Raw genomic sequence first — 13,993 nt, forward strand, 5'->3', positions numbered from 1 at the left:
TGTTGATGGCCGCCACTGAAGCCACCGTGCCACTGTGAGGAGCTGGCCGGCGAGTGTGAGAACGGTGTTGCTGGTAAAGGCTTTCCGCCACGACGGTGGTCACACTCGACGAGGTCCGACGTCCACTGGCTTCACTGGCGGGCGTCCACTGGCTTCACTCGCCGACGTCCACTGGCTTCAGTGGCGGGGTGGGCAGGCAGGAGTCTGGGGTGGTGGGGCCGACGAGGCCCCACCACCGGTCGAACTAGATGCCTAGTTTGGCATTCAGGAGTTCGCGGACCTTGGCGGCGTCGGCCTGGCCTCGCATGTCCTTCATGACGGCGCCGATGAGGGCGCCCGCGGCGGCCGGCTTGCCGGAGTTGACCTTTTCGACCACGTCGGGGTTCGCGGCGATGGCTCGGTCGATGGCCTCGATGAGGGGGCCGTCGTCGGAGACCAGGGCGAGGCCGCGCTTCTCGATGACCTCGGCCGGCGTGCCTTCACCGGCCAACAAACCTTCGAAGACCTGCCGAGCCAGCTTGTCGTTGAGGGTGCCCTCGTCGACGAGCTTCTGGACCTGAACCACCTCGGCCGGGCCGACCGGCAGCTCGGCGAGGTCGACGCCCTGCTCGTTGGCGGCGCGGGCCAGTTCACCCAGCCACCACTTCTTGGCGGCTGCGGCGGCGACGCCGAGGTCGATCGTCGCGACGATCGGCTCCAGGGCGTTGCCGTTGATGACGTCGCGCATCTCGAGGTCGGTGAAACCCCACTCCTCCTGCAGCCGCGCGCGGCGCAGCGAGGGGGCCTCGGGCAGGGTGGCCCGCAGCTCCTCGACCCATTCGCGTGAGGGCGCGACCGGCACCAGGTCCGGCTCGGGGAAGTAGCGGTAGTCGTCGGCGTCCGACTTCTCCCGGCCCGAGGTGGTGATGCCGGTGTCCTCGTGCCAGTGTCGCGTCTCCTGCAGGATCTTGCCGCCCGCGTTCAGTACGGCGGCTTGCCGGGTGATCTCGTACGTGATCGCACGCTCGACCGAGCGGAACGAGTTCACGTTCTTGGTCTCAGTCCGAGTCCCCAAAGCCGTCGTACCGGAAGGCTTCAGCGACACGTTGGCGTCACACCGCAGCGACCCCTGATCCATCCGAACATCCGAGACGTCCAGCGCCAGCAGCAGATCGCGCAGCTGGCTCACGAACGCACGCGCAACAGCGGCAGCCTTGGCAGGCGGGACCTCGATCGTCTTGGTGACGATCTCGATCAGCGGGATTCCGGCCCGGTTGTAGTCGACCAGCGAGTGCGACGCACCCTGGATCCGGCCGGTCGCGCCACCGACGTGGGTGGACTTGCCGGTGTCCTCCTCCATGTGGGCGCGCTCGATCTCGATCCGGTACGTCTCACCATCGACCACAACTTCGGTCCACCCGTTGAAGGCGATCGGCTCGTCGTACTGCGAGGTCTGGAAGTTCTTCGGCATGTCCGGATAGAAGTAGTTCTTCCGGGCGAACCGGCACCACTCGGCGATCTCGCAGTTCAGCGCGAGGCCGATCTTGATGGCGGACTCGACGCCACGCCGGTTCACCACCGGCAGCGCGCCCGGCAGGCCGAGGCAGACCGGGCAGGTCTGCGTGTTCGGCGGGGCGCCGAACTCGGTCGGGCAGCCGCAGAACATCTTCGACTTGGTGTTCAGCTCGACGTGGACCTCGAGACCCATGACCGGGTCGTACTGCGCGAGGGCATCGTCAATAGCAACAACTTCAGCGGTCATCGGGTCACCTCCAGCTCCGGAGCCTTCGTCATCAGTACGCCGCCCCACTGCTCGGCCAGCGCGGATTCGAGCGCGGCGCCGACCGTGTACAGCAGGTCGTCGCGCATCACCGGGGCCATCACGTGGAAGCCGACCGGCAGGCCGTCCTCGTCGGCCAGGCCGCACGGGAACGACGCGGCCGCGTTGCCGGCCAGGTTGGACGGGATCGTGCACAGGTCGTTCTTGTACATGGCGATCGGGTCGTCGATCCGGTCACCGATCGCGAACGCCGTGGTCGGCGTCGCAGGCGAGACCAGTACGTCGACCTGCTCGTAGGCCTTGGTGAAGTCCCGGGCGATCAGCGTCCGGACCTTCTGCGCCTGGCCGTAGTACGCGTCGTAGTAACCGCTCGACAGCGCGTGCGTTCCGAGGATGATGCGTCGCTTCACCTCGTCACCGAACCCGGCCTCGCGGGTCAGGCTCGTCACCGTCTCGGCGCTATTCGTGCCGTCGTCGCCGACGCGCAGCCCGTACCGCATCGCGTCGAACTTGGCCAGGTTGGACGAGGCCTCGCTCGGCAGGATCAGGTAGTACGCGGGCAGTGCGTACTGGAAGTGCGGGCACGAGACCTCGACGACCTCGGCACCCAGCTTGGTCAGCAGCTCGACCGCCTCGTGGAAGCGCGCCTCCACACCAGGCTGGTACCCCTCGCCGCCGAGCTCCTTGACCACACCGATCCGCAGACCGGAGACATCACCGTTGCGGGCAGCCGCCACGACGGGGGGAACGTCCTGGTTGATCGAGGTGGAGTCCATCGGGTCCCACCCGGCGATCGCCTCGTGCAGCAGCGCCGCATCCAGCGTCGTCCGGGCACACGGCCCCGGGGTGTCGAGCGACGAGGCCAGTGCGATCAACCCGTACCGCGAGGTGCCACCGTACGTCGGCTTCACGCCGACCGTCCCGGTGAACGCACCGGGCTGCCGGATCGAGCCGCCGGTGTCGGTACCGATCGCGAGAGGCGCCTCGTACGCCGAGATGGCCGCGGACGAGCCGCCGCCCGAACCACCGGGGATCCGGCCGAGGTCCCACGGATTGTGTGTGGTCCCGTACGCCGAGTTCTCGGTGGAGGAGCCCATCGCGAACTCGTCCATGTTGGTCTTGCCGAGGATCACGATGCCGGCCGCCTTCAGCCGCTTCACCACGGTCGAGTCGTACGGCGGCTTCCAGCCCTCGAGGATCTTCGAGCCGGCAGTCGTCGGCACGCCCTCCTGGGTGAGCACGTCCTTGAGCGCCAGCGGGACACCGGCCAGCGGACCGAGCTCTTCGCCGGCCGCACGCTTGGCGTCGACGGCCGCGGCCTGCGCCAGCGCACCCTCGGTGTCGACGTGCAGGAACGCCTTCACGGACCCGTCGACAGCCGCGATGCGATCCAGATGCGCCTGGGTCACCTCGACCGAACTGGCCTGCTTCGACGCCATCAGCTCGGAGAGCTCGGCCGCGGTCTTCCTGGTCAGATCTGACATCGTCAGTCCTCGCTTCGCTCAGACAGCCGACGCCATGGACGCTGTGCTTTTTGGTTCGCTCGCATGCGCTCGCTCACGAGTCCTCCTCCAGGATCCGCGGCACCCGGAATCGCTGCGCCTCGGCTGCCGGGGCGCCGGACAGCGCCTGCTCCGGGGTGAGGCACTCGACGTTCTCGTCGGCGCGCATCACGTTCGTCAGCGGCAGGGCGTGCGAGGTCGGCGGAATGTCGTCCGCCGCGACCTGGCTGACCTGCCCGACCAGGGTGATGATCTGGTCGAGCTGTGGCGCGAGGTGATCGAGCTCGGCGTCGCTGAGCTCGATCCGCGCCAGTCGCGCCAGGTGCGCAACCTCTTCGCGGGTAATCGATGGCATGAACCGGTCCAATGTGTCTGCAGTTGCTGGACACGCCACGGCAAACCTCCACGTGGCGCTCAAGTCATCCTAGAGGGCGGCTGTGACAGGTTTATTTCCTCGTCCCCGTTCGCGGTTCGAGAGGGCCCGGGCGTGTTGCGGGTTCCGCTCTGTAACATGGGCGGCGACAGGGCGTTACGCGCAAGGTGATCGGCTGGGAGATGATCGTTCGGTGTTCCTGCTGCGATTGATCATCCCGGACCGGCCCGGTTCGCTCGGCACGGTGGCCACCGCCCTCGGTGAGGTGAGTGCCGACATCCACGCGATCGAGATCGTCGAGCACCGCCGCGAGAACGGCACCGCGGTCGACGACATCGTGGTCGACCTGCCTCCCGGCGTACTGCCGGACCGGCTGGTGTCGGCCTGTAACAGCGTGGACGACGTCGAGGTGATCTGGTTCTCCCGGTACGGCGCCGGCGGCGGACTGCACATGGACCTCGAAGCGGTCGAGCAGATGACCTCCGCACCCGCGGACGCGATCGACCTGCTGATCGAGCAGGCGCCGGCCGTCCTGCACGCCGACTGGGCTGTCCTCTTGGACGGGACAGGTTCCGAGGTGAAGGTCGCGCTGGAGACCAGCGCCACTCCGGAGTTCGGTGACGTCGCGGCAGCCTGGCTGCCGCTGGAGAAGGCGATCACCCTGGACGCACCGGATCACAAGGGTCTGTCCGAGTCCGTGCTGGTCGCGGCGCCGCTGGAATCCGACCGCCGGATCATCGTGGTCGGTCGCCGCGGTGGACCGGAGTTCCTCGGCTCGGAGGTCGCTCGATTGAGCTACCTCGCCTCACTCGCAGTCACCATCCGCGCCACCGCCTAAGGCGGCGAACTTCCAGCTATCCCAGCTGGAAGTAGGTGAACGTCCAGAGTCCGGCGAGCACCAGCAGCACCAGGACTCCGACCAGCGAGACGATCAGGATCGTCTGGCTGTTGCTGCCGCTGCGCTCCGGGAGGTCGAACTGGGTGGGACCCCAGGCCCCACCCCCTTCGACCCGTTGGGCCGCCTCAGGCGGTGGGGCCACCACCGCCTGTTCGACCCGATTCTCCCGGGGCAGCTTCATCACATCTCCGCCGATCAGCTCAGACGTAGTACGACTCAGCATCGATGTTAATCGTCCGGGACAAGTAGTCGTCCCGGTCGTTGTTCCGGATCTCGACCCGCCAGCCACCGACGAACGCCGCGGCCGGCTTGCCGTCGTTGTGCTTGGCGATGAACTCCTTCAGCGCTGCCGAGTCCGGCCCCTTGAGCGCACCGAACGCGTCACCGACGACCGTCGGCCAGGCGGCCTCCGCGGCCTCCTTGCGCCCGTTGATGCTGATCTCGAGCCGCTTCACGCCACCGTCGGAGGTGCCGTAGCCGAAGACGCGCTGCGAACCGAAGTCGCCGACCTTCTTGGAGCACATGACCTTGCAGTCGTAGCCCTTCGCCGTCAGCGCGCTCTTCAGCTGCGCCTCGGTGGTCTGCCAGGTCTTCTCCGGCACCTTGATCGACTCCTCACCGGACTTGCGCCCGGACAGGGTCACGGAGCTGTCGTTGCTCAGCCGGAACTCGCCCCACGAGGTGCCGACCTTGTCCGACTTCTGACCGGTCTTCACCGCGTCCTGGATCTTCTTCACCTCGCTGCCGCCGAAGGTGTCGTTACCGAGCGCCTGCAGCGCGGCGTCGAAGCTGACCGCGGCGTTGTTGCGGTTGTCGTCGTCGCGGGAGGTCAGCTCGAGGCTGATGATCGACCCGTCCTTGGTGAACTGGAAGATCGCGTCGACCTGGGTCGGGCCGTCGTACTTGAAGCAGCCGCGGTGCGCACCGGCGTCGTTGTTGAACAGATCGGAGCATTGGTAGCCGATGCCCTGGAGCTTCTGCGTCGCCGCCTCGGCCTGACCCGACGAGTTGCCGGTGCCGCCGCCGTTGGTCGAACCTGAGGTGGGCTGCGGGCCCGGATCGGCGGTCTTCTTGTCGCCACCGAGGCCGCGGACGACCAGCACGATGATCAGGCCGATCAGCAGAATGCCGACCACGCCACCACCGATCACCAGCGGCATCTTGTCCTTGCCGAAACCGCCCGGTCCCTTGGAACCACCGGAGCCAGGGCCCTGCTGCCACGGCTGCTGGCCTGGCTGACCACTCTGCTGCTGGTGCCAGCCGCCCTGCTGGGCGCCCTGCTGACCCCAGGCCTGCTGCTGGTACGGCTGCTGCTCGCCCTGCTGCGGCGCGCGCTGGCCCCAGCCCTGGGCAGGCTGTCCCTGCTCAGGCTGGCCCTGCTGCGGCTGCGAAGGCTGCCCGTGCGAAGGCTGGCCCTCCGGCTGACCGGGCTGCGGCCGGCCAGGCTGCTGACCCCATCCGCCACCACCCTGCTGCGGAGGCTGGCCCTGCGGCTGCCCGTGCTGCGGCTGCTGCGGGTTCTGCCCCCAACCGCCGCCACCCTGGCCAGGAGGCTGCTGTCCCCAGCCGCCGCCTTGACCTCCTTGGCCCCCCTGCTGTCCGCCCGGCTGGCCCCCCGGCTGCCCGGAACCCCACGGTCCCTGTGGCGGCGTCGTCATATTCGCTCCTTTGACCCATGCATGGACGTGCAAAACTAACAGTCCGACGGCTCAGCTCTGGTGCCGGATCCCGTGATTCTTCAGGTAGCCCGCGACTAGCCCGGCTCCGGGGTACTCGCGACCGCCGTGGCTGCCTCGGCGCCGTCGGCCAGCAGCACCCGGAATCCGGCCGCATCGAGGATCGGTACGCCGAGCTGAACCGCCTTGTCGTACTTCGATCCCGGCGAATCGCCGACCACCACGAACGACGTCTTCTTCGACACCGACCCGGCCACCTTGCCACCGCGGGACACGATCGCCTCGGTCGCCTCGTCGCGGCTGAACCCCTCGACCGTCCCGGTGACCACGACCGACAACCCCACCAGTGTCTGCTCGACGACCGGCCCGGTCCGCTCCTGCCGCATCACGACGCCCGCGGCCTTCCACTTGTCCACGATCGCCTGATGCCAGTCCACCGCGAACCACTCGATCACCGCATGCGCGATGGTCGGCCCGACACCTTCGATCTCCGACAGCTCCTGCTCACTAGCAGCCCGTACGGCGTCGATGTCGTCGTACACCGCGGCGAGCGCCTGGGCGGCGGTCGGCCCGACGTGCCGGATCGACAACGCGACCAGCCCACGGGCCAGTGGCTGGGTCTTCGCCTGCTCCAGATTCGTCAGCAGCTTCTGGGCATTCGCGGAGAGCGCGCCGGCCTTGGTGGTGAAGAAGGAACTGCGGATCAGCTCGTCCGCGGTCAGCGTGAAGAGGTCGCCCTCGTCCACGATGAGCTCGTCGCCGATCAGCGCGTCGGCCGCCTTGAAGCCGAGCACCTCGATGTCGAAGGCGGCCCGGCCGGCCAGGTGGAACATCCGCTCGCGCAGCTGGGCCGGGCACGATCGCGAGTTGGGGCAACGGATGTCGATGTCGCCCTCCTTCATCGGCCGCAGCTCGGTCCCGCAGGACGGACAGGCGGTCGGCATCACCCAGGGCTTGGCGTCGTCGGGGCGCAACTCGAGGACCGGCCCGAGGATCTCCGGGATCACGTCGCCGGCCTTCCGCAGCACCACGGTGTCGCCGGGGACCACGCCCTTGCGCTCGACCTCCTTGGCGTTGTGCAGGGTCGCGAACTCCACCGTCGATCCGGCCACCCGGACCGGCTCCATGACGCCGTACGGCGTGACGCGGCCGGTGCGGCCGACGTTCACCTCGATGGCCAGCAGCTTGGTGGTGACCTCCTCCGGCGGGTACTTGTATGCGATCGCCCAGCGCGGTGCGCTCGAGGTCGATCCCAGTGCCCGTTGCAGGTCGATCTCGTCGACCTTCACCACGACACCGTCGATCTCGTGGTCGACCGAGTGCCGGTTCTCGCCGTAGTACGCGATGAACTCGTTGACCTCGGCCAGCGTCTCGACCCGGCGCGCGCGATCGCTGACCGGCAGCCCCCACGCCTTCAACTGCTCGTACGCCGAGGAGAGCCGCCCGAGCCGATGTCCCTCGACCTTGCCCAGGCCGTGCACGACGAACCGCAGCGGACGGCTGGCCGACACCCGCGAGTCCTTCTGTCGCAGTGATCCGGCCGCGCTGTTGCGTGGATTGGAGAACACATCCTTGCCGGCCTCGGCCAGCTGCGCGTTCAGCTCGGTGAAGTCCTCGACCCGGAAGTAGACCTCGCCGCGAACCTCCAGGAACGCCGGGATGTCGTCACCCTGCAACTGCTCCGGGATGCTCTTGATCGTCCGCACGTTCGGCGTGACGTCCTCACCCGTCCGCCCGTCGCCGCGCGTACCACCGCTGACCAGGCGACCGTGCTCGTAGACCAGATCGAGGGCAAGCCCGTCGACCTTGAGCTCGCAGAGGAACCCCGAGTCGTGGATCTGCTGGACAGTCACCTCACGCTCGAGCCGCTTCGCCCAGGCCTCCATCTGCTCGGCCGAGAACGCGTTCCCCAGACTCTCCATCCGCATCGGATGCTCGATCGGCGCGAACAACGTCGAGATCGGCACCCCGACCTTCTGCGTCGGCGAGTCCGGCGTCCGCAACTCGTTGTACTGCTCCTCGATCGCCTGCAACTCGTGCATCAGCGCATCGAAGTCGGCATCGGAGATGACCGAGCTACCCAGGTAGTACTTCGCCCGGTGGTCCTCGATCTCGTTGCTCAAGGCAGCATGCCGCTCTAAAACCTCAGGCGGCGCCGCCGGAATCTCCTCGCTCATGCCCAAAACCTACCGCCGCCCACCGACAAACCCGCTCTCCTCCGACCAACCCTCCCGGGGCAATTTGAGGGGAGATCCGTCCAAGTTGCCCCTTCTCCGCTCGTTATTTCAGGGGAGAACGGTGCGTTTGGGGGGATATCCGTTCAAATGCACGCGGCGGGTCGTCAGGCGTCGGCCGGGGTCAGGCGTCGGCGGCTTCGCCTACTACGTCGACGATTTTGCGGAGGAGGTCCAGGCGGGCGCGGGCGTCGCGGAGTGAGGGGGAGGCGGCGAGGCCGCAGGCGGGGGTGATGACTACCTGCTTCATGAGTTCGGGGTCGAGGCCTAGCTCGCGCCAGCGGCGGATCAGCGGGGCTGCGGCCTGCTCCTGGTTCGGCAACGCACCGGTGGTGGGGACCAGGCCGGCGTAGATGGTTGCACCGGCCTCGGACGCGATGGCCAGTTGGTCCCAGCCGGGCTCGTTGAGCAGCGAGATGTCCACGGCGATCCCGGAGGCACCGGACTTGGTGAACACCTCGATCGGCGGCCGGGCTGCGCAGCAGTGCACCACGGTGGGTCCAAAGCCGGTGAACTGGCTCAGCAGCTCGACCGCACCCGGCCCGTCGACAGACCGATGCTTGCTCCAACCAGATGCGGTCGGGATAGCTCCAGCCAGTACGGCGGGCAGTGCGGGCTCATCCACCTGCAGTACGACGTCCGCCCCGGGCACGCGTTTGCGAATCTCAGCCAGGTGCAGCTCAACGCCGTACGCGAGCGCCTGAGCGAGGTCCCGCCGTGCACCGTGGTCCGCCAGCACCTTGTCACCGCGCGGGCGCTCCACCGTCGCGGCCAGCGTCCACGGGCCAGTGACCTGCACCTTCAGCGGACCCACATAGCCGTCCGCGTACTCCTCCAGCACGTCCAGGTCTTCCCGCAGCAGTGCGCGCGCCCTGCGCTGGTCGAGACTCGCAGTGGCGTCACCGCCCCCGGTCAGCCGCCACCCGGCCGGCTGCAGGTCTGCAGCCAGCTCGGTGACCAGAGCGATCGCCCTGCTCAGCATGTCGCCGTACGGGCGTGCCGGGAGCTCAGGCAGGAACGGAATGTCGACCGCTTCGAGCAGGACCTTGGTCCACTCGCGCATGTCCTCGCCCGGCAGTGAGCCCAGGCCAGTCGTCGTCACGCGTGCTGCGCAGCTACGCGAGTGACCGCGTCGATGGTGGCAGACCCGATGACGCGGGTGCCGTCGTACAGGACCACGGCCTGTCCGGGGGCTACTGCGGAGGCCGGCTCGGTGAAGTCGACCAGGACCTGGTCGCCCTCGAGGCGTGCGGTCACTGCGATCTCCTCGCCGTGCGCACGCAGCTGGGCGGTCACCTGCAGCTCGGACGTCGGCATCGGACCGCACCAGCGCGGCTTCGAGGCAGTCAGCCCAGTCACAGCGAGCTCTTCGCGCGATCCGACCGTCACAGTGCGGTCGACCGGGCTGATGTCCAGGACGAACCGCGGCTTGCCGTCTGCGGCCGGCGTACCGATCCGCAGGCCCTTGCGCTGGCCGACGGTGAAGCCGTGGGTACCGCTGTGGTCGCCGAGCTTGTTGCCCTGCGCGTCGACGATGTCACCGGGCGACTCCCCCAGGTGCTTGCTGAGGAAGCCCGCAGTGTTGCCATCGGCAATGAAGCAGATGTCGTGACTGTCCGGCTTGTCCGCCACCGACAGCCCGCGGCGCGCGGCCTCTTCGCGGATCTCGGTCTTGACCGTGTCACCGAGCGGGAAGAACGCATGCGCCAACTGCTGCTGCGTGAGCACGCCCAGCACGTAGGACTGGTCCTTGGCCGGGTCCACGGCGCGGTGCAGCTCACGACCGTCCGGAGTGTCGACGATGCGCGCGTAGTGACCAGTCACCACCGCGTCGAAGTCCAGTGCGAGCGCACGCTCGAGAACCGCGCTGAACTTTACCTTCTCGTTGCAGCGCAGACAGGGGTTCGGTGTGCGGCCGGCGGCGTACTCGGCGACGAAGTCCTCGACCACATCGGCGTGGAACCGCTCGGCCAGGTCCCAGACGTAGAAGGGGATGCCGATCACGTCCGCGGCACGGCGTGCGTCCCGGGAGTCCTCGATGGTGCAGCACCCACGCGCACCGGTCCGGTACGACTGCGGGTTGCGGCTCAGCGCCAGGTGCACTCCGACGACGTCGTGCCCGGCTTCGGCCATCCGCGCCGCCGCGACGGCGGAGTCGACTCCGCCGGACATGGCTGCGAGTACCCGCATCAGGTGTTCCTTCCCACGTTCTGCAGACCGGCGGACTGTGCCCGCTCCACGACCGGTCCGATGTTCTCCAGTACGGCGTCGATGTCGGCCTGACTCGACGTGTGTCCCAAGGTGAAGCGCAGCGACCCGCGCGCACGCTGGTCGTCGTACCCCATGGCCAGCAGCACGTGGCTCGGCTCGGCGACTCCGGCGTTGCAGGCGGAACCGGTCGAGACCTCGATCCCGCGGGCGTCGAGCAGCAGCAAGAGCGAGTCGCCCTCACAGCCGCTGAACGACAAGTGTGCGTTACCGGGCAAGCGACCGGCCGGGTCACCCGACAGTTGCGCGCCGTCGACAGTCTCCAGGACACCCTTGATCAGTGTGTCCCGCAGTCCGGTCAGCCGGGCGGCCTCCAGCGGCTGCTCCTTGATCGAGTGCTCCACTGCGACCGCGAATCCGGCGATAGCCGGCGCATCCAGCGTCCCGGAGCGTACGTCGCGCTCCTGGCCGCCACCGTGCTGCACCGGGGTCAGCTTGGTCTCCTTGTGCACCACCAGCGCGCCTACGCCGTACGGGCCGCCCAGCTTGTGCGCAGAGACTGTCAGCGCGTCGACACCCAGCGCAGCGAAGTCCACCGGCACCTGCCCGATCGCCTGGACGGCGTCGGTGTGCACGGGGATCCCCCACTCGGCGGCCAGCGCAGCCACCTCGCGGACCGGCTGGACCGTGCCGACCTCGTTGTTGGCCATCATCACCGTGACGAAGGACACCGTCTCCGGTGCCGACTCGATCGCTCGCCGTACGTCGTCCGGCCGGACGCGGCCCAGGTCGTCGACCGGCAGCCACTCGAGCTGTGCGCCCTCGTGCTCGGCCAGCCAGACCGCCGGGTCCAGTACGGCGTGGTGCTCGATCCCGCTCAGCAGGATCCGGCGGCGGCGCGGGTCCTCGGCCAGGCGTGCCCACCACAGCCCCTTCAGGGCCAGGTTGTCCGCCTCGGTACCGCCGGAGGTGAAGACCACCTCGCTCGGCTGCGCTCCCAGCGCGGCGGCGATCGTCTCGCGCGACTCCTCGACGGTCCGGCGAGCGGCCCGCCCGGCACCGTGCAGCGAGGATGCGTTCCCGGTGCGCCCCAGGTGCGCCGCCATCGCCTCGATGGCTGCGGGCAGCATCGGAGTCGTCGCAGCGTGATCGAGGTAGACCGCACGAGGGCGCAAAGAGGTCATAACACCCTCAAGGGTAAGTCCTGCCGGGATGTTCCCGATCCGCCGCCGGGATTCCGGACACGCCGGGCACTTGGTCGGCCCAGACGAATAGCTCCCGATCACTTGTCGAATCCGACAAGTGCATCCCCGGGTACCGCCACCTAGCATCGCCTCAGCAGCTGCTGCCACCGAGGAGGACTTCGTGACCCGACGTCTGCGCATCGACGACCTGGCCGAGCTCGCCGTACCGGAGCAGCCCACGCTGTCACCTGACGGCCGCCAGATCGCGTACGTCCTGCGGACCACCGACCTGAAGGCCGACCGCGACCTGCGGAACCTGTGGCGAGTCCCGGCGGCAGGTGGCGAGCCACGGCAGCTGACCCGGTCCGACGGCGACAGATCGCCAGTCTGGTCACCGGACGGCACCAAGCTGGCGTTCCTGCGGGCCAAGGACGGCCCAGCGCAACTGTGGGTGCTCCCCAGTGACGGTGGTGAGCCTGAGCAGCTCACGACGCTCCCACTAGGCGCTGGTGCACCGAAGTGGAGTCCGGACGGCACGCGGATCGCCTTCAGCGCACCGGTCGACATCGCGCCGGTCGAGGGCGGCAGCCAGGACGCACCGATCGTCACGGACCGGTTGGACTACCAGTCCGATGGCGCAGATTGGCTGCGGACAGTCCGCCGGCACATCCACCTGCTGGAGGTCTCGTCGAAGCAAGTCCGACAGGCCACTGAGGGTGACTGGAACGCCGGCGCTCCGGCCTGGTCGCCTGATGGGACGAAGCTGGCGTTCGGCGCGGCTACTGCGACAGATGCGGATCTGACTGCGAAAGCACCGGCGTACGTGCTGGATGCGACCGATGCGAAGGCCACGCCTCGCCTGGTCGGTCTGGCCGACGGACAGGTCGCGGCGTCCGGCTGGACGGCCGATGGCGAGTCTCTGCTGCTGGTCGGCAACCTGCACGGACCAGTGGGCCACAGCCGCCTGCTGCGACTGGAGCTGGCGTCCGGCACGGTCACTGAGCTGGCGGAGTCCTTCGACCGCAACGTGATGGTGGGTGAACCGGCCTACCCAGGCGGTCACCCGGTTCTGATCGACGAGGGCAACACCGTCCTGTTCTGTGCGCGAGACCGCGGCTGCACCCACCTGTACGCCGTACCGGTGGCTGGTGGCGTTCCGAGGCGAGTACTGGGTGAGGCGGGTCAGAACGTCTCCGGTATCAGCGTGGTGGGCGGAGTCGTCACGACCACGCTCACCACCGAGACGTCGTACGGCGAAGTTGTCACCGTCGACCTGGAATCCGGTGCGAGCACCACGCGGACGTCGTACGGCGAGAAGCTCAAGGACGTCGAGCACTTCCGCAGAGTCGAGCGCGAGTTCACCATCTCGGACGGGACCGTGGTCGCGGCCTGGCTGATCCGCGACCCGGACGCGACCGGAGCCCAGCCGCTACTCCTGGACATCCATGGTGGTCCGCACGGCGCCTGGAGCGCTGGAGCCGACGAGATCCACGGCTATCACCAAGAGCTGGTCTCCCGCGGCTGGAGCGTGCTGCTGGTGAACCCCCGCGGCAGTGACGGGTACGGCGAGGAGTTCTTCACCGGTGTGGTCGACGGTTGGGGGACGTCCGACGGCAAGGACTTCTTGGAGCCGATCGACGAACTAGTTGCCGAAGGCATCGCAGACCCCGATCGTCTCGCAGTCGCCGGCTACAGCTACGGCGGTTTCATGACGTGCTATCTGACGAGTCGGGACAACAGGTTCGCGGCGGCCGTCACCGGCGGAGTGATCAGCGACCTGACCAGCATGACGGGCACCTCGGATCTCGGGCACTACCTGACCGCCTTCGAGCTGTCTGGTGGCGACCTGGCTGCGATGTCACCGATGACCCAGATCGATGAGGTACAGACGCCGACGCTGATCATCCATGGCGACGCTGACCGCCGCTGTCCCCTCGGCCAGGCGCAGCAATGGCACACCGCACTACGGGAACGCGGTGTGCCCGCCCAGCTGGTCCTCTACCCGGACGCAGACCACCTCTTCATCGTGCAGGGCAAGCCATCGCACCGCCTCGACTTCAACCGCCGGACGCTCGAGTGGGTCGAGCAGTACGCCGGCAGTGCGGCCGGACCGCGGCGTCCGCGAATCGATGCGGCGCACTGGCAACGCAGGCTGACCA

Annotated in this window: 10 protein-coding genes and 1 pseudogene; 2 read left to right on the top strand and 9 right to left on the bottom strand. The window is 68.2% G+C overall.

Annotated elements, in window-relative coordinates; genetic code table 11:
* Window positions 1-244 precede the first annotated feature (244 nt).
* From gatB to gatC, 3 genes are all read right to left on the bottom strand, one after another.
* Window positions 245-1,741: an Asp-tRNA(Asn)/Glu-tRNA(Gln) amidotransferase subunit GatB gene (gene gatB, locus ACFTSF_RS24470; RefSeq protein ID WP_344155151.1), complete on the bottom strand. Its 1,497-nt coding sequence runs from the start codon at window positions 1,739-1,741 to the stop codon at window positions 245-247.
* Window positions 1,738-3,243 (bottom strand): Asp-tRNA(Asn)/Glu-tRNA(Gln) amidotransferase subunit GatA, encoded by a 1,506-nt coding sequence (gatA, locus tag ACFTSF_RS24475; RefSeq protein ID WP_380155947.1) that lies wholly within the window; start codon window positions 3,241-3,243, stop codon window positions 1,738-1,740. Before gatA ends, gatB begins: the two co-directional genes overlap by 4 nt.
* Before the next feature lie 73 nt (window positions 3,244-3,316).
* Complete coding sequence (gene gatC / locus ACFTSF_RS24480; protein WP_380155948.1) at window positions 3,317-3,616, bottom strand: Asp-tRNA(Asn)/Glu-tRNA(Gln) amidotransferase subunit GatC; 300 nt, start codon at window positions 3,614-3,616, stop codon at window positions 3,317-3,319.
* A 211-nt stretch (window positions 3,617-3,827) separates the two neighbouring features.
* Between gatC and ACFTSF_RS24485 the strand changes: the two genes are divergently transcribed.
* A complete protein-coding gene (locus ACFTSF_RS24485) occupies window positions 3,828-4,472 on the top strand; it encodes an amino acid-binding protein (RefSeq protein WP_344155142.1) in 645 nt (214 codons plus the stop codon).
* A 16-nt stretch (window positions 4,473-4,488) separates the two neighbouring features.
* Here ACFTSF_RS24485 and ACFTSF_RS24490 read toward each other — a convergent pair whose 3' ends face one another.
* The 6 genes from ACFTSF_RS24490 to ACFTSF_RS24515 all read right to left on the bottom strand — a co-directional run bounded on the left by ACFTSF_RS24490 (window position 4,489) and on the right by ACFTSF_RS24515 (window position 11,834).
* Window positions 4,489-4,755, bottom strand: a complete 267-nt coding sequence (locus ACFTSF_RS24490) for a hypothetical protein (RefSeq protein WP_344155139.1) — start codon at window positions 4,753-4,755, stop codon at window positions 4,489-4,491.
* Window positions 4,733-6,190, bottom strand: coding sequence for a hypothetical protein (locus ACFTSF_RS24495; RefSeq protein ID WP_380155949.1), 1,458 nt, complete (start codon window positions 6,188-6,190; stop codon window positions 4,733-4,735). Before ACFTSF_RS24495 ends, ACFTSF_RS24490 begins: the two co-directional genes overlap by 23 nt.
* Window positions 6,191-6,285: 95 nt before the next feature.
* Complete coding sequence (ligA, locus tag ACFTSF_RS24500) at window positions 6,286-8,385, bottom strand: NAD-dependent DNA ligase LigA (RefSeq protein WP_380155950.1); 2,100 nt, start codon at window positions 8,383-8,385, stop codon at window positions 6,286-6,288.
* A gap of 181 nt (window positions 8,386-8,566) precedes the next feature.
* A complete protein-coding gene (locus ACFTSF_RS24505; protein ID WP_380155951.1) occupies window positions 8,567-9,544 on the bottom strand; it encodes a methionine synthase vitamin-B12 independent in 978 nt (325 codons plus the stop codon).
* Window positions 9,541-10,632: a tRNA 2-thiouridine(34) synthase MnmA gene (gene mnmA, locus ACFTSF_RS24510; RefSeq protein WP_344155128.1), complete on the bottom strand. Its 1,092-nt coding sequence runs from the start codon at window positions 10,630-10,632 to the stop codon at window positions 9,541-9,543. The genes ACFTSF_RS24505 and mnmA overlap by 4 nt, the downstream gene beginning before the upstream one ends.
* Entirely contained in the window at window positions 10,632-11,834 is a 1,203-nt protein-coding gene (locus ACFTSF_RS24515) for a cysteine desulfurase family protein (protein ID WP_344155125.1), read from the bottom strand. The genes mnmA and ACFTSF_RS24515 overlap by 1 nt, the downstream gene beginning before the upstream one ends.
* Before the next feature lie 1,030 nt (window positions 11,835-12,864).
* On the opposite strand from ACFTSF_RS24515, the pseudogene ACFTSF_RS24520 reads away from it, so the two are divergent.
* Window positions 12,865-13,920 (top strand): annotated as a pseudogene (locus ACFTSF_RS24520) (alpha/beta hydrolase family protein); the annotation flags it as partial.
* Window positions 13,921-13,993 lie beyond the last annotated feature (73 nt).

It is taken from the genome of Kribbella sp. NPDC056951 (assembly GCF_042674205.1).
Lineage (GTDB): Bacteria > Actinomycetota > Actinomycetes > Propionibacteriales > Kribbellaceae > Kribbella > Kribbella yunnanensis.